Consider the following 18,722-nt stretch of genomic DNA (forward strand, 5'->3'; position numbering starts at 1 on the left):
CCCGGCACCTATACCGCGAGACTGCACCGGCAGGTCGAGACGGCGGGGTTCACCCGCTGGCTCGACCTGCCGTTGCAGTCTCGCGGGCTTTTTCGTCGCGCAGGATCGCCCGCACGGCGGCGTGACCGGCACGGTTCGCGCCGATCGTGGACTGCGACGGTCCGTAGCCGATGAGGAAGAGGCGCGGCTCATCCAGCGCACGTGAGTCCGCGACGCGGATGCCGCCCTCCGGCGTGCGCAGCCGCAGCGGCGCGAGGTGGTCGATCGCCGCGCGGAAGCCGGTCGCCCACAGGATCGTGTCGAGCGCAATGAACGAGCCGTCCGGCATGCGGACGCCGTCCTCCTCGATCGAGACGAACATCGGATGCCGCACCAGAACTCCGCGCGCCTGTGCGGCGCGCGCCCACGGCGTCCAATGCATGCCGGTGACCGAGATGACGCTCCCGGGCGGCAGGCCCCGGCGCACCCGATCCTCCACGCCGGCGATCGCGGCGATCCTCGCCGGGATGTCGAACGCCTCCTCGGCCCACTGCGGCTCGCGGCGCGTGAACCAGACCGTCTCCGCGACGTGCGAGATCTCCTCGAGCAGCTGCACGGCCGAGATCCCCGCACCCACGATTCCGACGCGCTGACCGGCGAAGTCCGTCGCGTCCGTGTAGTCGGACACGTGCAGCTGGCGTCCGCGGAACCTCTCCCGCCCGCGATAGTGCGGCCAGAACGGGCGGGTCCATGTTCCCGTCGCGTTGATGACGTAACGCGCGGCCCACGCGCCGCGATCCGAGTCGACGAGCAGCCTCTCGCCCGCGTCGCGCACTGCGGTGACCCGCACGGGACGGAGCACCTCGAGGGCGAACCGTTCTTCGTACTCGGAGAAGTACGGCGGCAGCGCGGAGCGACTGGACTCGTGATCCCCGAGCGCGGGAACCGGGAATCCGGGCAGTTCGTGGATGCCGTTGACCGTGCCCATCCGCAAGGATTCCCAGCGGTGCTGCCAGGCTCCGCCGGGACGTTCGTTCGCGTCGAGCACGACGAAGCTCGGAGCATCGCCCTGCACCGAGAACCCGCGGCGTCGCAGGTGATAGGCGGCCGAGAGTCCCGCCTGGCCGGCGCCGATCACGACGACGTCGACTTCACGGGCTTCCATACCGGCTCCCAACGCCCGCCCCCGCACCCCCATTCCGCCCGCGCCCATCGACCGCGAGACTGCGTCGGCAGGTCGAGACAGCGGGTAGACCCCGCAGTCTCGCCGTCCCGATGCAGTCTCGCGGATATCCGCGGCGCGGTGGGGGCGCCCGCCGCCATCACCCCTGCGCTCGCGCTACCGATACGCGCTCGCGCTACCGACACGCGCACGAGCTACCGATACGCGCTCGCGCTACCGATACGTGCACGAGCTACCGATCGAAAGGGGGCGCGCGCAGGTTTCGGTAGCGCGACGCACACCGAACACCGCGCGTATGCGCGATCACCTCGGCGGCGGACCTCGGCGGCGGGCCTCAGCGTCCTTCGAACCGGGGCTTGCGCTTCTCCTGGAAGGCCGCGAACCCCTCGCGATAGTCGTCGGTGTCGCACAGCGCCGCTTGTGCGGCGTTCTCGACGTCGACCGACTCCCACAGGGCGAGCCGCTCATCGCGCAGGCGCGCGACGAGCTTCTTGCTGGCGACGAAGGCCGCGGTCGCTCCGGATGCCGCATGCTCGGCGGCCTCGATGGTCGCCGCCCGTACGTCCTCGGCCGGCAGGACTCGTGAGAACAGGCCCGACTCGACCGCCTCCGTCCCGGACATCAGGCGCCCCGTGTAGATGAGGTCGAGCGTCTTGTGGGCCCCGAGCCGCTCATAGAAGAGGGCGTGCCCGCCCGAGTCGAGCGTCGCGCCGAGCCCCGCGAACGGCGAGCCGATCTTGGCCGAGTCAGCCACGTAGACGACGTCGGTCGCGATGAGCAGACCGAGGCCGACACCGAGGCACGCGCCGTGGGCCGCGGCGAACGTCGGCGCCGGAAACTCCGCCATGCGGCGCAGCAGCGGCGTCACGAGCCCGCCGAGGTAGCCCATGACGTCGTCGTCGCGGGGGTCGACGCCCGAGATGTCGCGCCCCGCGCAGAAGGCGCGGCCCTCGCCGCGCAGCACGAGGGCACGCACGCCCGCGGCGGCCGCCTCGGCATACGCGCGGTCGAGGTCTCGGATCGCCGCTTCATCCAGCGCGTTGAGCTTGTCGGGGTTGTCGAGCACGACGTGCGCGACCGTGCCGTCGATGGTGAGCTCGATCATGGTTCTCCTCTCGCGGATGCTGCGAGCCGCGGCATCCGTTCACACGTCGTAGTCGACGACGACCCGATCGCTCGTCGGGTGCGATTGGCAGGTGAGCACGTAGCCGCGTTCCAGCTCGTCGGGTTCGAGCGCGTAGTTCTCGGTCATCGTGACGGAACCGTCGACGAGAAGCGCGCGGCAGGTGCCGCACACTCCGCCTGAGCACGCGAACGGCACGTCTCCGCGCACGCGCAGCGCCGCGTTGAGGATCGACTCGTTGGCGCTGACCGGGCTGTCAACGCTCTGCGACTGCCCGTCGAGCGAGAACTCGATGCGCCGCACCGGCTCGTCGTCACGCACGAGGACCGGCCGGCCGGCATCGGGCAGCTCGGCACCGGGCTCTCCCGTCGTGAACAGCTCGAATCTCACGTGGGCGGGGTCGACGCCGACGTCCTCGAGCGTGTCTCGGCACAGCTGCACGAGATCGAACGGCCCGCACAGGAACCATTCGTCGACCGTCTCGGGGAGGACGAGCGAATCCAGGATGCGCCGCAGCCGATCTTCGTCGATGCGGCCCGACAGCAGCGGCGCCGACCGCTGCTCTCGCGAGAGCACGTGGTGCAGCGCGAGCCGCGTCGGGTAGCGGTCCTTGAGGTCGGCGAGCTCTTCGAGGAACATGACGTCGGTCGTCGAGCGGTTGGTGAAGACGAGCGTGAACCGCGACGTGTCCGACCGGCCCAGCACGGTCGCGGCGAGGGCCATGAGCGGCGTGATGCCCGATCCGGCGGCGATGCCGGCGACGTGCGCGCCGTCGAGATCGGCCAGACCCGACGTGAACGTGCCCTGCGGGCTCATGACGTCGATCTTGTCGCCGGGCTTGAGCTCGGTCTGCGCCCAGCTCGAAAACCGGCCGCCCTGGTCGCGCTTGATCGCGACGCTGATCGTGCGGGGACCGTCGCCTCCGCCGCCCGCGTCGACCGCCCGGCACAGCGAGTACGAGCGTCGCACCTCGTGGCCGTCGATGCGCGTGCGCAGGGCGACGTGCTGGCCGGCGAAGTAGTCGAAATCGCCGCGCAGCTGCTCGGGGACCGCGAAGGTCACCTCGACGGCGTTGTCGGTGAGGGGGCGCACGGCGCCCACCCGCAGTGTGTGGAAGCGGCCGCGCCGGCGCGTCGTCGTCATCAGTGCACCCGGAAGTGGTCGAAGGGCTCGAGACACGCGCGGCATTCCCACAGCGCCTTGCACGAGGTGGAGCCGAAGCGCGAGATCTCGCGGGTGTCCAGCGATCCGCAGCGCGGGCACTTCACGCCCAGCTGCAGACGCACGACACCGACGGCAGCCCGGCCGGTCGGCGGTGCGATGCCGAACTCCTCGAGCTTGCGCTTGCCGGCATCGGTCATCCAGTCCGTCGTCCACGCGGGCGAGAGCACGAGTCTGACGTCGACGTCGTCGTAACCGGCGGCACCGAGCGTGAGCTCGAGGTCTTCGCGGATCGTGTCCATCGCGGGGCAGCCCGAGTAGGTCGGCGTGATCGTCACGGTGACCCGGGCGCCGTCGACGCGGACGTCACGCAGCACACCGAGGTCTTCGATCGTGAGCGCCGGGACCTCGGGGTCGAGCACGCCCGCCGCGACGGACCAGGCGTCGGGAAGTGCGGTCACCATGTCGCCCCCGGATGCTGTCGCGCGAGCACCTGCATCTCGGCGAGCAGGTAGCCGAGCGTCGAGAAATGCCGGCCGTGGCGACCGCCCGCCGACGAGCCGGGGACCTGCGGCACCTCGAGCTCTGCTTCGGCGAACACAGCCGCGATGACGGCGTCGAAGGCGGGTCGAAGCGTCGACGGACGCACGGCGACGCCGTCCTCGGCGAGCGCATCCGTGAGCGGTTCGTCACGGAACAGCTCGTCGACGTAGGGCCACACGTCGCCGACGGCGCGGATCATGCGACGCCGCGACTCGTCGGTACCTCCGGCGAGGCGCAGCGTCCACTGCACGGCATGGTCGCGGTGGTACTCGACCTCCTTCACGGACTTCGCGGCGATCGCGGCGAGCGTCACGTCGGTCGAACGCTGCAGCGCCGTGTAGAGCTCGAAAAGATAGACGGATGCCACGAGCTGACGCGCGATCGTCTGCGCGAAGTCGCCGTTGGGCTGCTCGAAGAGCCATGCGCTGCGGAAGTCGGGCTCGTCGCGCCAGTAGGCGAGGTCGTCTTCGGTGCGTCCGCTCGCCGTTCCCGCGTAGCGCAGGAGCGATCGGGCGTGGCCCAGCAGGTCGAGCGCGATGTTGGCGAGCGCGACGTCTTCCTCGAGCTCGGGAGCTTTCGCGATCCAAGCGCTCAGCTGCTGCGCGAGGATGAGCGCGTCGTCGCCGAGCCACAGGGCGTACTCCCCCGCCTCGGGCGAGGCGACGGCGTCGCCCCCCGACAGCTCGGCGGACAGCTCGATCTGCTCGACCGTGACCTCGCCGTGGCCGCCGGATGCCTCCGGCCCGTGACCGTGTTCCGGCCCCTGTCCCTGAGCCTGCCCTGGCCCCTGCCCCGGTCCCTGAGCCTGCCCCGCTCCCTGAGCCTGCCCCGGTCCCTGAGCTTGCCGAAGGGTCGACGGTTCGACACGCTCACCGACCAGCGGGTTGGACGTCGGCCCGTTCACAGGTGCGGCACCCCCTCGGACGCCGTGTAGTACACGGCGTGCCGGTAGTTCTTTCCCGCGGGACTCTCGAAGAACGCGCCCTTCGAGTCCGGGTCGCTCGTCGTGATCGCCTCTGCGGGCACGACCCACACCGAGGTGCCCTCGCCGCGGCGCGTATACAGGTCGCGCGCGTTGCGCAGCGCCATGTCGGCGTCGGGCGCGTGCAGCGATCCCGCATGCACGTGCGACAAGCCGCGGTTCGCGCGGACGAAGACCTCCCACAGGGGCCAGGTCTCGCGGTCGGAGACTCCGGGCGCCGCCATCAGGCTGCCCGCCCCTCTGCCTTCGCGGCCTGCTTGCGCGCATACTCGGCCGCTGCCTCGCGCACCCACGCACCCTCGTCGTGGGCGTTGCGACGGTTCCGGATGCGCTCGGCGTTCATGGGTCCGCGGCCGGAGAGCACCTCGTTGAACTCGGTCCAGTCGATCTCGCTCGTGTGCCAGCGCTGCGCGTCCTCATCCCACCGGAGTTCGGGATCGGGCAGCGTGACACCCAGGATCTCGGCCTGGGGCACCAGCATCCCGATGAATCGCTGCCGCAGTTCGTCGTTCGAGAAGCGCTTGATCTTCCAGGCCATCGACTGCGCCGAGTTCGGCGAGGCATCGTCGGGCGGACCGAACATCATGAGCGAGGGCCAGTACCAGCGGTTGACCGAGTCCTGCGCCATCTCGCGCTGCGCTTCGCTGCCGCGCATGAGCGTCAGCAGGATCTCGAAGCCCTGCCGCTGGTGGAACGACTCCTCTTTGCAGATGCGCACCATCGCGCGACCGTACGGTCCGTACGATGCGCGGCACAGCGGCACCTGGTTGCAGATCGCGGCGCCGTCGACGAGCCATCCGATCGCGCCCATGTCGGCCCAGGTCGGCGTCGGATAGTTGAAGATCGACGAGTACCTCGCCCTGCCCTCGATGAGCTGGTCGGTCATCTCGTCGCGCGTGATCCCGAGGGTCTGCGCGGCCGAATAGAGGTAGAGCCCGTGGCCCGCCTCGTCCTGCACCTTGGCCATCAGGATCGCCTTGCGCTTGAGGCTCGGCGCGCGGGTGATCCAGTTGCCCTCGGGCTGCATGCCGATGATCTCGGAGTGCGCGTGCTGCGAGATCTGTCGGATGAGCGTGCGCCGATAGGCGTCGGGCATCCAGTCGCGCGGCTCGATGCGCTGCTCGGCGGCGATGAGCGCGTCGAAGGTCGCGAGCTCGTCCGCGTCATCCACTGCGGCCAGTTCTGGTGATGTCATCGTCGACTCCGGGTTCGGGGTGCTCTCGAATAACAGAACACTCGTTAAGTAAGTGTAGCGCGGGTCGTGACCGAGCGCCCGCGGAACTCCGCGACGACGCTTCCGTCCTCGTCCCTGACCGTCACGTCGTACACGCCCGTGCGCGCCGTTCCCGCGCGGCGTCGCGCCTCGGCCCGCAGCGTCTGCCCGGCCTTCGTCTGCGCGAGGAACGAGATATCGGCGCCGGCGGCGACCGTCACCTGCTCGTCGTCGTTGCACGCGAGGGCGAACGCCGTGTCGGCGAGCGCGAACACCATGCCGCCGTGGGTCATGCCGAATCCGTTGGTCATGTCGTCGCGGACGAGCATCGACACGGCGCAGTATTCGGGACCATCGTGCTCGATGACCATCCCGAGGGCGGCCGACGCGCGATCTGCCCTGAGCATCGCGCGCTGGCCGGCGAACCACTCGGCCGGGTCGGTCACGCCGGCTCCTTCGCGACGAGCGTGAGCACGTCGTAGGTCGCGACGATCTCGTCGCGCTGGTTGTGGATGACCGCATCCCAGCGCACTTCGCCGTACTCGTCGGTCTCGCGGGGCGTGATCTGCTTCGCCGTGAGGGTCACGCGGATCTCGTCGTCGGGCGAGACGGGCGTGATGAACCGCAGGTTCTCGAGCCCGTAGTTGGCGAGCACCGGGCCCGGCTCGGGGTCGACGAAGAGCCCGGCCGCCCACGACACGAGCAGGTAGCCGTGCGCGACGCGCCCCGGGAAGAACGGGTTCGCCGCGGCGGACTCCTCGTCCATGTGCGCGTAGAAGGTGTCGCCCGTGAAGTGCGCGAACGTCTCGATGTCCTCGAGCGTCACGGTCCGCGATTCCGATGCGATCTGGTCGCCGAGCGAGAGCTCGGACACGGATTTGCGGAACGGATGCCGCCCCTCGGCCCGCGCCGGAGCGCCCTCGTGCCACACGCCGGTGAGCGCCGTGAGCATCTCGGGCGAGCCCTGCACGGCGGTGCGCTGCATGTGGTGCAGCACCGCGCGGATGCCACCGAGCTCCTCGCCGCCGCCGGCGCGGCCGGGACCGCCGTGCACGAGGTGCGGCACGGGAGCGCCGTGGCCCGTCGACGTGCGCGCGTTGTCGCGGCTGAGGAACAGCACGCGACCGTTGAACGCCGCGATGCGGGTCATGAGCTCGACCGCGACATCGGGGTCGTTCGTCGCGACGCTCGTCACGAGCGACCCGCCGCCGAGGTCGACCAGGTGCGCTGCCTCCTCGAGCGTGTCGTAGGCGAGCACGCTCGCGACGGGCCCGAACGCCTCGATGTCGTGGACGGCCGGGGTGGTGGCATCCGAGAACCCGATCAGCACGGGGGCGACGAAGCCGCCGTCGGGGGCGGGGCCCGTCGTGCCGTCGGCGCGCACGACATCGGGTGCATCGGTCGACCCGAGCAGCAGGCGGCCGCCGGCGTCTTCGAGCGCGGCGATCTGGCGCAGCACCTCGTCGCGCTGCTGCGTCGACACGAGCGGCCCCATCGTGACGCCTTCGGCGTGCGGGTCGCCGATGACGACGCGCTCGGCGATCTTCTCGCGCACCGCCTCGACGAACGCGTCGACGGATGCCGCGGGCACGATGGCGCGACGGATCGCCGTGCATTTCTGCCCGGCCTTGGTCGTCATCTCGACCAGGAGCTGCTTTACGTATGCGTCGAACTCGGGGGTTCCCGGCGTCGCGTCCGGGCCCAGCACGGAGGCGTTGATCGAGTCGGTCTCGCTTGTGAAGCGCACGTCGCGGTCGGCCTTGTCGCGCAGCCGCTCGGCCGTCGAGGCGCTGCCGGTGAAGCCGACGAGGTCGCCGAGTCGCACGTGGTCGAACAGGTCCGGCACGGCACCGCTGACCAGCTGCAGCGATCCGTCGGGGAGCAGCCCCGACTCGACGAGGATGCGCACCCACGCTTCGGCGATGTACGCCGTGGGTGTGGCGGGCTTGACGACGGTCGGCACGCCCGCCAGGAAGGCGGGGGCGAATTTCTCGAGGGCTCCCCACATGGGGAAGTTGAAGGCGTTGATCTGCACCGCGACGCCGGGGAGACGCGTGTACACGTGCCGGCCGAGGAACGAGCCGTCCTTCGAGAGCGGCTCGGCGGGCCCGTCGACGTACACGGTCGAGTTGGGCAGCTCGCGCCGACCCTTCGACGAGTAGGTGAAGAGCACCCCGATGCCGCCGTCGATGTCGTTCAGTGAGTCGCGCTTGGTCGATCCGGCGCGCAACGACAGGTCGTAGAGCTCTTCACGACGCCCGTTGAGGATCGTCGCGAACTGCTTGAGCAGCACCGCCCGTTCGTGGAACGTGAGGGCGCCGAGGGTGCGCTGTCCCGTCGTGCGCGCGTGGTCCAGCACACCCGCGAGGTCGAGCCCCGCGGTGCTGATCGTCGCGACGACCTCCCCCGTCGACGCGTCCCGCACCTCGGTCCCAGAGCCTGCCCCGACCCCTGAGCCTGCCCCGGCCCCTGAGCTTGCCCCGGCCCCTGAGCTTGCCCCGGCCCCTGAGCTTGCCCCGGTCCCTGAGCTTACCGAAGGGTCGATCGTCGAAGGGTCGGGAGTCCACCACGCGTCGCGCACGTAGCTCGGCAGGATCCGGGTCATGTCTCACTCCATTCGTAGAAGCCTCGACCGCTCTTGCGTCCGAGGTGACCGTCGGCGACCATCCGGCGCAGGAGCGCGGGTGGTGCGAAGCGGTCTCCGAGCTTGTCGTGCAGCTCTTCGGCGATGCCCAGCCGCACGTCGAGGCCGACGATGTCGGTCGTGCGCAGCGGACCGACCGGATGCCGGTAGCCGAGCTCCATCGCACGATCGATGTCCTCGGCCGAGGCGACGCCCTCTTCGAGCATGCGCATCGCCTCGAGCGCGAGGGCGACTCCCAGCCGGCTCGAGGCGAAGCCGGGCGCGTCGCGCACGACGACGGGGGTCTTGCCGAGCGCGGCGACCCACGCGCGGGCGCTGTCGGCGAGCTCGGGGGCGGTCGCGTCGCCGATCACGACCTCGACGAGCGCCGAGGCAGGGACGGGGTTGAAGAAGTGCAGCCCCAGGAACCGCTGCGGGCGCTCGAGGTCGGCGGCGAGGTCGTCGATCGAGATCGACGACGTGTTCGAGGCGAGCACGGCGTCGCCGGGGAGCACCGCCTCCACACGGGCGAGGGCGTCGCGCTTGAGCCCGCGGTCCTCGGGGACGGCTTCGACGACGAGCTCGCACGACGCGAACGCGCGCACGTCGCTGGCGACGGCCAGTGCGGAGGCGAGGGTGTCGAGCGGCAGCGCGGTCGCGCCGCGATCGACCGAGCGAGTGAGCGACTCGAGCACGCGGACGCGGGCCGACTCGGCGGCATCCGGATCCACTTCGACGACCGTGACGTGCGCTCCCGCGAGCACGAAGGCGTGCGCGATCCCGGCGCCCATGCGTCCTCCGCCGAGGACGCCGACGCGGAGGGGTGCGGGTGACTTCCCTTCGGCGGGCTCAGGGACCGGAGACGAGGGGAGCGCGGGGGTCATCGCGACCTCCGGTCGAGGAAGGCGGTCATGCGGCGCTCCTTCTCGGGGCTCTCGAAGAGCTCCGCCTGCAGGTCGAGCTCGATCGCGGGGTGCGCGTCGGCGGGAGCGAGCAGGGCGCGCTTGGTGTGCATCGTCGCGAGCGCGTCGTTGCGCCCGATCCGATCGGCGATCGCGCGCGCCGCGCCGATGAGGTCGCCGGCGGGGTGGATCGCCGAGACGAGCCCCCACGCGAGAGCCTCGTCGGCGTCGAGGATCCGTCCCGTCAGCAGCAGCTCGGCCGCGCGCGCCTCTCCGACGATCTGGGGCAGACGCCAGGTCGCGCCCGCCGCCGCGATGATCCCGAGCCCCGTCTCGGGGTTGCCGATCTTGAGCGCGGGCGAGGCGATGCGGATGTCGGCCGCGTACGCGAGCTCGGCGCCGCCGCCGAGCGCATAGCCGTCGACGGCCGCGATGACCGGCATCGGCAGAGCGCGCACACGGCGGAACGCCGTCGTGTTGATGCCGCGGCGCGCGTCGTCGGCACGGCGGTCGCGCAGCTGGGCGATGTCGGCCCCCGACGCGAAGACGCCACCCGCGCCCGCGAGGATCAGCACGCGCGGCGACGCTTCGAGCTCCGCACAGAGCGCGTGCAGGGCGTCGATCGTCGCCTGGTCGATCGCGTTTCGCGTGCCCGGACGATCGAGTGTCGCGAGCACGTGGGACTCCACGTGCTCGACGCGCAACGCGGTCGGTTCGCCTGACATCCTCGTCCTCTCGCCCCGGTGCGCGGTGATCCGGACCGGCAATTTCTCACCGATCGTTCAGTAATCATGCCAGAATCGAACGCGAGCCCCAAGCGCGCCGATGGGAGACTGAAGCGTGGCATCCGTTCCGGCAACCGAGCAGGCGACTCCCGCGCGCCGCGGTCGCCCGGGCTACTCGCGTGAGCGCATCCTGGCCGTCGCCGTCGATCTGTTCAACGAACGCGGCTACGACGCGACGTCGGTCGCCGACCTCGCGTCCCGGCTCGGGGTGACCAAGTCCGCGCTCTACCACCACTTCGCCTCTCGCGAAGAGCTGCTCGAAGTCGCGGTCGACGACGCCCTGACGGGCCTCGAGACGCTGCTCGACGCGCCCGGCGCCACCTCGGGCACGCCGATCGATCGCCTGCGCTTCGTGCTGCACGGCGCTGTGCTCGTGCTCGTCGAACGACTGCCGTCGGTCACGCTGCTGTTGCGCGTCCGCGGCAACAGCGACGTCGAGCGACGTGCCCTCGATCGCCGACGCACGTTCGATCACCGCGTGACCGCGCTCGTCACCGCCGCACAGCGCGCGGGCGAAGTGCGCTCCGACGTCGACGGTGCGGTCGCGACGCGACTCATGTTCGGGATGGTCAACTCGGTCACCGAGTGGTACCGGCCGGGAGGCGGCCTCGATGCCGACACACTCGCGACCGACACCCTGAGGGTCGCACTCGACGGTCTGGGCATCCGGAATGTGTCGAATGCGTGACATCGCGGTGTCCACCATTTGGTGGACACGACCGCAGGGAGTATTGTCGACTCAGCAACTGGGGCCGACCGCGTTCTTGGGGAAAGCGGTCGCGGAGCGCGCCGAGGACTACTCGTAACCCCTGGCGAGGTCACGACGCGCTCAACACGCAGTCTTCGAGACTGTGTGGCGGCCCCCTCGAGTGGTGCAGTTGGCGCTGACCGCTCGAGGGGGCCCTTTCGATCTGTCAGCCGGTTGTCGACCGCTGGGGGACGGTCTGTGCATTACGTGCTGGGGACACGCGACAACAGGCCCTCTGAGACAGATTCAGGATCGATCTTATGCCGTCCCGGCGCGCCCTCGCGCACGCAGCGCGTTCCTGTTGCGCGTTCCGGCCTGCCGCCACCTTCTTCCGAAGGTGCTTCAGCGCTCGAGGACGACGGCCAGACCCTGCCCTACGCCGATGCAGATGGCGGCAACGGCGACACCTCGTCCACGGCGGCGCAGTTCGTGCGCCGCGTGCCCGATGATGCGACCGCCCGACGCACCGAGCGGATGCCCGATCGCGATCGCTCCGCCGTGCAGGTTGACCTTCTCGGGGTCGAGGTCGGGCCAGCCGCGCAGGCACGCGAGACTCTGCGACGCGAACGCCTCGTTGAGCTCGACGACGTCGACGTCGGCCCACGTGCGTCCCGCACGCGCGAGAGCCCGATTCGCCGCCTCGACAGGGGCGACGCCGAAGACGTCGGGGTCGTTGCCGAACGCCGCGCGACCGGCGATCCGGGCGAGCGGCTCGGCGTCGATCGCGCCGGCACCGCCGACCAGCACGGCCGATGCGCCGTCGTTGAGCGATGACGAGTTGCCCGCCGTGACGGTCCCGTCGGCGGCGAAGAGCGGCGTGAGGCTCCCGAGCTTGTCGAGGGTCGTGTCGTCGCGGATCCCCTCGTCGCGCAGGAGCGACGCGCCGGGCACCTGCACGATCTCGTCGTCGTAGACGCCCTCGGACCACGCGGCGGCGGCGCGGCGGTGGCTGCGCAGCGCGAAGGCGTCCTGCTCCTCGCGCGGGATCGTGTGGATGCCGGCGAGCTTCTCGGCGGACTCGCCGTTCGAGATCGTCCACTCCCGGGGCAGCCGGGGATTGGTCATGCGCCAGCCGATCGCGGTGTTCCACATCGTCTGATTGCCCAGCGACGGCCACGCCCGCGGCGACTTCTCGACGACGTACGGCGCGCGGCTCATGGATTCGACACCGCCCGCGAGAACGATGTCGGCGTCGCCGGCCTCGATCGCCCGGGACGCCTGGATGACCGCTTCGACGGACGATCCGCACAGGCGGTTGACGGTCACGCCCGGGACGGTCGTGGGAAATCCCGCGAGCAGGGCGCTCATGCGCGCGACGTTGCGCGTGTCTTCGCCGGCCTGATTGGCGTCGCCGAACACGATGTCGTCGATCCGCGCCGGGTCGATGCCCGTGCGTTCGACGGTCGCGCGCATGACGACCGCGGCCAGATCATCGGGCCGGACGCCCGCCAGAGCGCCGCCCGCGCGACCGAAAGGAGTGCGTACAGCGTCGTACACGAAAGATTCCCGCATGGAGAAGATTCTGTCAGGTCGCGGGGCGCCGCTCGCGCCTCGGGCCGTGTGCCGCGTCGTGTCGGTTTCGTGCCAGGATGTCAGCGGCGGACGCTGGGGCGGCCATAACTGGAGACCCAGAAGACATGGCAGAAGTCTTGCGTGTGCAAAGCCGCGGAGCCCGATCCGCCGAGGAGATGTGGCAGCGGCACGTGCCATCGGCCCGACTCGAGCACGCCGACCCCGTGCGATTCCCGTTCGAATGGGCCTCGGCCGAGATCGAGGGCCTCTCGGTCGTCTCCTACTCGCTCACGGCACGCGTCAGCTCGTCGATAGATCCTCAGGGCCAGCTCATGGCGTGCCGCGTCGTGGCGAAGAACGGCTGGGTCGGCAGCGGGCAGCGCACGCTCGATGCGTCACTCCCCTGGCTCGCGGCGGACGCCCCGACACGGGCGAAATGGGACGGCGCCGCCCACGTGCGTGCATTCGTCTTCGACCGGACGAGAGCCGAGGAGTTCGCCCGCCAGGCGTGCGGCGACGACCGTCTCGTGCTCGACGTGACGGACCCCGCTCCGCGCACGGCGCAGGCCGGTCGCGCGTGGGAATCGACGTTCCGCCACGTCATGAACGGTCTCGGCGCCATCGGCGAGGACCACCCCGTCCTCGAATCGGAGATTCGCCGGCACGCCCTCGTCGTGACGCTGTCGGCCTTTCCCACGAGCTACCTGCACGCACTGGAGCGCCCCCACCAGACCGCCGCCGCGCCCGCGAGCGTGCGCCGCGCCATGGCGTACATGGACGACCACGCGCGCGAGCCCGTCACGGTCGATGACGTCGCCGCCGCAGTGCGGATGTCGACCCGGGGCATGCAGTACGCATTCCGTCGTGCGACCGGGCGCACACCGAGCGAGTATCTGCGGTCGGCGCGGCTCGCGGGAGCCCACGCCGAGCTGCTCGAGGGAACCGCCGGCACGATCGCCGCGCTCGCGCGACGCTGGGGCTTCTCGAACCCCTCGCGCTTCGCGCAGCACTATCGCGCCGCGTACGGCTGCTACCCGAGCGACAACGCGCGGTGATCGTCGGGGTCCTCCGGCACGACGGCGGGCGCCTGATGCCGGAGCGAGGCGGCGACCGAATCCTCGACGTCGGCCGAACCCGCATCGATCTCGCCGAGCACGACGAGCGCCCGGGCCTCGACCCGGACCGTCGAGCCCGGTGAGACGGGATCTTCGGGAGGGAGTCGGCCGGCGGTGTCGACGCGCACGGCCCACTGCGGGCTGAAGGCGACACTCGGAATGGTGAAATCGACCGGCTCGGCGGCGGCGTTGAACAGCACGATGAAATGCAGGTCGTTCACGGGCTCGCCCCGCTGGTCGCGCTCGCGGATGCCCCTGCCGTTGAGGAACACCCCGATCGCGTGCCCGAAGCCGGAGTCCCAGTCCTCTGGCCGCATGGCGGTGCCGTCGGGGCGCAGCCAGACGACGTCGGGAATCGGCGCGCCTTCGGCCATCTCGACGGGGTGACCGTCGAAGAAGCGGCTGCGCCGGAAGGTGGGGTGCTCGCGCCGCAGGCGCGCGAGGGCGGCCGTGAACTCCACGAGCGGCAGGTCTGCGGCATCCCAATCCACCCAGGCGGTCGGATTGTCCTGCGCGTAGGCATTGTTGTTGCCGCCCTGCGTGCGGCCGAGCTCGTCGCCGTGCGAGATCATCGGCACCCCCTGCGACAGCAGCAGCGTCGCGAGGAAGTTGCGCTGCTGACGCGCGCGCAGCGTGAGCACGTCGGAATCGTCGGTCGGACCTTCGACGCCGCCGTTCCACGAGCGGTTGTGCGATTCGCCGTCGCGATCGTCTTCGCCGTTGGCCTCGTTGTGCTTCTCGTCGTACGACACGAGGTCGCGCAGCGTGAAGCCGTCGTGGGCGGTGACGAAGTTGATGGATGCCACGGGCCGGCGTCCGGAGTGCTCGTAGAGGTCGGCGGAGCCGGTGAGCCGTGATGCGAACTCGCCCAGGGCCTGAGGCTCTCCGCGCCAGAAGTCGCGCACCGTGTCGCGGTACTTGCCGTTCCACTCGGTCCACTGCGGTGGGAAGTTGCCGACCTGGTATCCGCCCGGGCCGACATCCCACGGTTCGGCGATGAGCTTCACCTGCGACACGACGGGGTCCTGCTGCACGAGTTCGAAGAACGTCGCGAGGCGGTCGACATCGTAGAACTCGCGCGCGAGCGTCGAGGCGAGATCGAAGCGGAAGCCGTCGACGTGCATGTCGATGACCCAGTGGCGCAGCGAGTCCATGATGAGCTGCAGCGCGTGCGGATCGCCGGCGTTGAGACTGTTGCCCGTGCCCGTGTAGTCGGTGTAGAACCGCGGGTCGTCGCCGTCGAGGCGGTAGTAGGCGCGGTTGTCGATGCCGCGCATGGACAGCGTCGGGCCCAGATGATTGCCCTCGGCGGTGTGGTTGTAGACGACGTCGAGGATGACCTCGATCCCCACGTTGTGCAGGGCGCGCACCATCGCCTTGAACTCCTGCACCTGCTCCCCCGCTTCACCCGACGACGAGTAGGCGTTGTGCGGCGCGAAGAAGCCGATCGTGTTGTAGCCCCAGTAGTTCGACAGCCCCTTCTCCTGCAGCGTCGAATCGTCGACGAACTGGTGCACGGGCATGAGCTCGAGCGCCGTCACGCCGAGCTTCGTCAGGTGGTCGATGACGGCGGGGTGCGCCATGCCGGCGTACGTGCCGCGCAGCTCTTCGGGTACGAGGGGGTGCAGCCGCGTGAGCCCCTTGACGTGAGCTTCGTAGATGAGCGTCTGCGCGTAGGGCGTCTTCGGGTGGCGGTCGCCCGTCCAGTCGAAATACGGATTGACCACGACGCCCTTCATCATGTGCGCGGCCGAATCGGCGTCGTTGCGCGAGTCGGGGTCGTCGAAGTCGTATCCGAACACGTCCGGCGACCATCGGATCCGCCCGTCGACCGCCTTGGCGTACGGGTCGAGGAGCAGTTTGTTCGCGTTGAAGCGCACACCGTTGGCGGGGTCGTACGGGCCGTGCACGCGGTATCCGTATCGCTGTCCCGGTTGCACTCCGGGAAGGTAGGCGTGCCAGACGAACGCGTCGACATCGACGAGGTCGACGCGTGCCTCGTCCTCACCGTCGAACAGGCACAGCTCGACCCGCTCGGCACCGCCGCTGAAGATCGCGAAGTTGGTGCCGTTGCCGTCGTAGGTGGCCCCGAGCGGGTAGGCCGAACCCGGCCACGCCGCGATCCCCGCGGCATCCGTCGGTGTCACGGAGTCAGGACGACCTTGATGCACCCGTCCTCCTTCTTCTGGAAGGTGTCGTACATGCGCGGCGCCTCGCTGAGCGGGACGCGGTGGGTCGCGAGGTCCATGACGCCCAGCGGGTCGGCGGGGTCCTCGACGAGCGGCATGACGTCGTCGATCCAGCGCTTGACGTTGCACTGCCCCATCCGCAGCGACAGCTGCTTGTCGAACATGGTCTTCATGGGAAGGATGTCGGCGTCGCCGGCGTAGACCCCGCTCAACGAGACCGTGCCCCCGCGGCGGACGAGGTCGATCGCGCCGTAGACAGCGGCGAGCCGGTCCACGCCGGCCTTGTCCATGAGGCGCTGAGCGACCGGATCCGGCAGCAGGCCGACGGCCTTCTGCGCGAAGCCGGCGATACCGCTGCCGTGGGCTTCGAGGCCGACCGCGTCGACGACGGAATCGGCACCGCGGCCCTCGGTCAGATCTCGCAGCTCGTCGACGACCGTATCGGTCAGGTCGTAGGTGAGCGCGCCGTGCCGCTCGGCCATGGCGCGACGCTCGGGCTCGGGGTCGATCGCGAGCACGCGGAAGCCGTGGTGCACACCGATGCGCGCGACGAACTGTCCCACCGGCCCGAGTCCCAGCACCGCCAGTGTGCCCCCGGCCGGCACGTCGGCGTACGACACCGCCTGCCATGCCGTCGGCAGGATGTCGCTCAGATAGAGGTAGCGGTCATCGGGCAGGTCGGCCCCGACGCGCACGTGGTTGTAGTCGGCGAGCGGCACCCGCAGGTATTCGGCCTGCCCTCCGGGCACCTGGCCGTACAGCTTCGTGTAGCCGAAGAGGGCCGCCCCGCTGCCGTATTCGCGCACCTGGGTCGTCTCGCACTGCGACTGCAGGCCGCGCCGGCACATGAAGCAGTGCCCGCACGAGATGTTGAACGGCACGACGACACGGTCGCCCACCGCGAGGCTCGTGATGTCGTCGCCGATCTCGACGACGACGCCCATCGGCTCGTGGCCCAGGATGTCGCCGCGGTCGATGAACGGTCCGAACAGCTCGTACAGGTGCAGATCCGACCCGCAGATGGCGGTCGAGGTGATCTGCACGATCGCGTCGGTGGGCTCGATGATGACGGGATCGGGCACCTCCTCGACCGCCACGGTGCGCGTGCCTTGCCACGTGAGTGCCTTCATAGCGCGTCTCCTTGCGTTCGGGGTGTCGTTCTACCGTGGCCGCTCACGCCGCCATCGGGCAGACCCTTGATCGGATGCCGCTGACCCGAGAGAATCCGGCTCGATCTCACCGACGTGCGTCGGTGTCAACCCCGTGGTCAGGAACGCGGCATCCGTCTGGAATAGAGCAAAGACGACCAACAGAGAGGACCCATCGTGGTGCAGATCATCGAGACCATCGACGTCGACGTCCCCGTCAGCACGGCCTACAACCAGTGGACGCAGTTCGAGAGCTTTCCGCAGTTCCTGGACGAGGTCGACGAGATCACGCAGGTCGACGACACGCACACGCGGTGGACGGTCACCGTGGCCGGGGCGACGCGCGAGTTCGCCGCCGAGATCACCGAGCAGCACCCCGATGAGCGCGTGGCCTGGACGAGCGTGGGAGGCGACACCGCCCACGCGGGCGTCGTGACCTTCCACAAGCTGACCGACACGTCCACGCGCGTGACCGTCCAGCTCGATTGGGAGCCCGAGGGCTTCGCCGAGAAGCTCGGGTCGCTCGTCGGCGCGGGCGGCCACGCCGTGCGCAAGGACCTGCAGAACTTCAAGGAGTTCATCGAGTCCCGCGGCGTCGAGACCGGCGGCTGGCGCGGCGACGTCGAAGCCTGACCCCTGACCGCGAGACCTCTGGCCGCTGACCCCTGGCCCCATGCCTCGGGCCCCTGACCGCGAGACCGCAACGGCGCGCCGAGACTGCGGGGTTCACCCGCTGTTTCGGCGGTCCGTTGCAGTCTCGGGGAGGGGAGAGAGAGGATGCCGCGCTCTGGCCGGAGGCCTGCTCGGACTCCGTGCTGGTCTCGCCATGAGGCACGCCGACGCACGCCCGCGGCGGCCTCGGGCCCCGTCTACGCGGGGTGCCGGCCGAGCCAGGCGACCGCGCGGGCCGCGAGTGCGGACGGGCTCTCGGCGACGTCGAGCGTCACGCCCGGCTCGTCCGGTGCGAGCGGCTCCAATGCCTCGATCTGCGAGGCGAGGAGCGCCGCCGGCATGAAATGCTCGCGGCGATCCCCCGCGCGCTGCGCGAGCAGTTCGGCATCCCCGTGCAGGTGCACGAACACGACACCGGGGGCGGCGCTGCGGATGCGGTCGCGATAGCGGCGCGCGAGCGCGCTGCAGGCGATCACGAGGTCACGGCCGTGAGCCGCGGCATCCGCGAATCGGGCACCGACCGCGTCGAGCCACACCCACCGATCGTCATCGGTCAGCGACCGACCCGCCGCCATCTTCGTCGTGTTCTCGACGGGATGCAGGTCATCGGCGTCGATGAACGCGGCATCCAGCCGCTGAGTGAGCAGCAGGCCGACCGTCGATTTGCCGGCGGCCGACACCCCCATGACGCACACCTGCACGTGCTGCGCGTCCATGTGGGCTCCGTTCCCGACCTCGCGTCCAGTGAAGCACGCCCCCTCCACGGCGAGACTGCAACGGCGCGCCGAGACTGCGGGGTCCACCCGCTGTCGCGGCCCGCCGGTGCAGTCACGCCGGCCTGGAG

18 protein-coding genes are annotated in these 18,722 nt (G+C 70.2%); 3 read left to right on the forward strand and 15 right to left on the reverse strand.

The features are described 5' to 3' along the window. Positions 1–49 precede the first annotated feature (49 nt). From ACFC3F_RS13990 to ACFC3F_RS14040, 11 genes are all read right to left on the reverse strand, one after another. Positions 50–1,144: an FAD-dependent oxidoreductase gene (locus ACFC3F_RS13990; RefSeq protein ID WP_376130936.1), complete on the reverse strand. Its 1,095-nt coding sequence runs from the start codon at positions 1,142–1,144 to the stop codon at positions 50–52. 352 nt (positions 1,145–1,496) lie between these two features. Beyond that, complete coding sequence (locus ACFC3F_RS13995) at positions 1,497–2,267, reverse strand: enoyl-CoA hydratase/isomerase family protein (protein WP_376130939.1); 771 nt, start codon at positions 2,265–2,267, stop codon at positions 1,497–1,499. Positions 2,268–2,306: 39 nt separating this feature from the next. Further along, positions 2,307–3,428: a 1,2-phenylacetyl-CoA epoxidase subunit PaaE gene (paaE, locus tag ACFC3F_RS14000; RefSeq protein WP_376130942.1), complete on the reverse strand. Its 1,122-nt coding sequence runs from the start codon at positions 3,426–3,428 to the stop codon at positions 2,307–2,309. After that, on the reverse strand, positions 3,428–3,910 hold the full coding sequence (gene paaD, locus ACFC3F_RS14005) for a 1,2-phenylacetyl-CoA epoxidase subunit PaaD (RefSeq protein ID WP_376130945.1): 483 nt from the start codon (positions 3,908–3,910) through the stop codon (positions 3,428–3,430). Before paaD ends, paaE begins: the two co-directional genes overlap by 1 nt. Beyond that, complete coding sequence (gene paaC / locus ACFC3F_RS14010; RefSeq protein WP_376130982.1) at positions 3,904–4,689, reverse strand: 1,2-phenylacetyl-CoA epoxidase subunit PaaC; 786 nt, start codon at positions 4,687–4,689, stop codon at positions 3,904–3,906. The genes paaD and paaC overlap by 7 nt, the downstream gene beginning before the upstream one ends. Before the next feature lie 200 nt (positions 4,690–4,889). Further along, positions 4,890–5,195 (reverse strand): 1,2-phenylacetyl-CoA epoxidase subunit PaaB, encoded by a 306-nt coding sequence (paaB, locus tag ACFC3F_RS14015; RefSeq protein WP_376130948.1) that lies wholly within the window; start codon positions 5,193–5,195, stop codon positions 4,890–4,892. Then, positions 5,195–6,166, reverse strand: coding sequence for a 1,2-phenylacetyl-CoA epoxidase subunit PaaA (paaA, locus tag ACFC3F_RS14020; RefSeq protein WP_376130951.1), 972 nt, complete (start codon positions 6,164–6,166; stop codon positions 5,195–5,197). The genes paaB and paaA overlap by 1 nt, the downstream gene beginning before the upstream one ends. Before the next feature lie 44 nt (positions 6,167–6,210). After that, positions 6,211–6,630, reverse strand: a complete 420-nt coding sequence (gene paaI / locus ACFC3F_RS14025; protein WP_376130954.1) for a hydroxyphenylacetyl-CoA thioesterase PaaI — start codon at positions 6,628–6,630, stop codon at positions 6,211–6,213. Beyond that, positions 6,627–8,789: a phenylacetic acid degradation bifunctional protein PaaZ gene (gene paaZ, locus ACFC3F_RS14030; protein WP_376130956.1), complete on the reverse strand. Its 2,163-nt coding sequence runs from the start codon at positions 8,787–8,789 to the stop codon at positions 6,627–6,629. The genes paaI and paaZ overlap by 4 nt, the downstream gene beginning before the upstream one ends. Next, positions 8,786–9,691, reverse strand: a complete 906-nt coding sequence (locus tag ACFC3F_RS14035) for a 3-hydroxyacyl-CoA dehydrogenase family protein (RefSeq protein WP_376130959.1) — start codon at positions 9,689–9,691, stop codon at positions 8,786–8,788. The genes paaZ and ACFC3F_RS14035 overlap by 4 nt, the downstream gene beginning before the upstream one ends. Next, the gene (locus tag ACFC3F_RS14040; protein ID WP_376130962.1) at positions 9,688–10,434 is read right to left on the reverse strand and encodes an enoyl-CoA hydratase/isomerase family protein; all 747 of its coding nucleotides are present in this window, start codon (positions 10,432–10,434) and stop codon (positions 9,688–9,690) included. Before ACFC3F_RS14040 ends, ACFC3F_RS14035 begins: the two co-directional genes overlap by 4 nt. Positions 10,435–10,549: 115 nt before the next feature. On the opposite strand from ACFC3F_RS14040, the gene ACFC3F_RS14045 reads away from it, so the two are divergent. After that, positions 10,550–11,182, forward strand: coding sequence for a TetR/AcrR family transcriptional regulator (locus ACFC3F_RS14045; RefSeq protein WP_376130965.1), 633 nt, complete (start codon positions 10,550–10,552; stop codon positions 11,180–11,182). Positions 11,183–11,584: 402 nt separating this feature from the next. Here the strand turns inward: ACFC3F_RS14045 and ACFC3F_RS14050 are convergent, their stop codons facing one another. Beyond that, a complete protein-coding gene (locus ACFC3F_RS14050; RefSeq protein WP_376130968.1) occupies positions 11,585–12,754 on the reverse strand; it encodes a thiolase family protein in 1,170 nt (389 codons plus the stop codon). Between the two features lie 191 nt (positions 12,755–12,945). Between ACFC3F_RS14050 and ACFC3F_RS14055 the strand changes: the two genes are divergently transcribed. Continuing rightward, complete coding sequence (locus ACFC3F_RS14055) at positions 12,946–13,809, forward strand: helix-turn-helix domain-containing protein (protein WP_376130971.1); 864 nt, start codon at positions 12,946–12,948, stop codon at positions 13,807–13,809. On the opposite strand, the gene glgX is transcribed toward ACFC3F_RS14055, so the two are convergent. Together glgX and ACFC3F_RS14065 are read right to left on the reverse strand one after the other, a co-directional pair. Next, positions 13,785–15,992 (reverse strand): glycogen debranching protein GlgX, encoded by a 2,208-nt coding sequence (gene glgX, locus ACFC3F_RS14060; RefSeq protein WP_376130985.1) that lies wholly within the window; start codon positions 15,990–15,992, stop codon positions 13,785–13,787. The genes ACFC3F_RS14055 and glgX overlap by 25 nt on opposite strands. 20 nt (positions 15,993–16,012) lie before the next feature. Then, positions 16,013–17,188, reverse strand: a complete 1,176-nt coding sequence (locus ACFC3F_RS14065) for an alcohol dehydrogenase catalytic domain-containing protein (RefSeq protein ID WP_376130974.1) — start codon at positions 17,186–17,188, stop codon at positions 16,013–16,015. 195 nt (positions 17,189–17,383) lie between these two features. Here ACFC3F_RS14065 and ACFC3F_RS14070 point away from each other — a divergent pair, with 195 nt between their 5' ends. Further along, a complete protein-coding gene (locus ACFC3F_RS14070; protein WP_376130976.1) occupies positions 17,384–17,839 on the forward strand; it encodes an SRPBCC family protein in 456 nt (151 codons plus the stop codon). Between the two features lie 236 nt (positions 17,840–18,075). Here the strand turns inward: ACFC3F_RS14070 and ACFC3F_RS14075 are convergent, their stop codons facing one another. Next, on the reverse strand, positions 18,076–18,594 hold the full coding sequence (locus ACFC3F_RS14075) for a gluconokinase (RefSeq protein WP_376130979.1): 519 nt from the start codon (positions 18,592–18,594) through the stop codon (positions 18,076–18,078). Between the last annotated feature and the right edge of the window lie 128 nt (positions 18,595–18,722).

This window comes from Microbacterium sp. NPDC055910, from assembly GCF_042271185.1.
Classification (GTDB): Bacteria; Actinomycetota; Actinomycetes; order Actinomycetales; family Microbacteriaceae; genus Microbacterium.

Excerpts from the sequence above, each read along its gene's own strand:
- ACFC3F_RS13990 (WP_376130936.1), bottom strand. The coding sequence starts at position 1,144 with ATGGAAGCCCGTGAAGTCGACGTCGTCGTGATCGGCGCCGGCCAGGCG.
- ACFC3F_RS13995 (WP_376130939.1), bottom strand. The coding sequence starts at position 2,267 with ATGATCGAGCTCACCATCGACGGCACGGTCGCGCACGTCGTGCTCGAC.
- paaE (WP_376130942.1), bottom strand. The coding sequence starts at position 3,428 with ATGACGACGACGCGCCGGCGCGGCCGCTTCCACACACTGCGGGTGGGC.
- paaD (WP_376130945.1), bottom strand. The coding sequence starts at position 3,910 with ATGGTGACCGCACTTCCCGACGCCTGGTCCGTCGCGGCGGGCGTGCTC.
- paaB (WP_376130948.1), bottom strand. The coding sequence starts at position 5,195 with ATGGCGGCGCCCGGAGTCTCCGACCGCGAGACCTGGCCCCTGTGGGAG.
- paaA (WP_376130951.1), bottom strand. The coding sequence starts at position 6,166 with ATGACATCACCAGAACTGGCCGCAGTGGATGACGCGGACGAGCTCGCG.
- paaZ (WP_376130956.1), bottom strand. The coding sequence starts at position 8,789 with ATGACCCGGATCCTGCCGAGCTACGTGCGCGACGCGTGGTGGACTCCC.
- ACFC3F_RS14035 (WP_376130959.1), bottom strand. The coding sequence starts at position 9,691 with ATGACCCCCGCGCTCCCCTCGTCTCCGGTCCCTGAGCCCGCCGAAGGG.
- ACFC3F_RS14040 (WP_376130962.1), bottom strand. The coding sequence starts at position 10,434 with ATGTCAGGCGAACCGACCGCGTTGCGCGTCGAGCACGTGGAGTCCCAC.
- ACFC3F_RS14050 (WP_376130968.1), bottom strand. The coding sequence starts at position 12,754 with ATGCGGGAATCTTTCGTGTACGACGCTGTACGCACTCCTTTCGGTCGC.
- ACFC3F_RS14065 (WP_376130974.1), bottom strand. The coding sequence starts at position 17,188 with ATGAAGGCACTCACGTGGCAAGGCACGCGCACCGTGGCGGTCGAGGAG.
- ACFC3F_RS14075 (WP_376130979.1), bottom strand. The coding sequence starts at position 18,594 with ATGGACGCGCAGCACGTGCAGGTGTGCGTCATGGGGGTGTCGGCCGCC.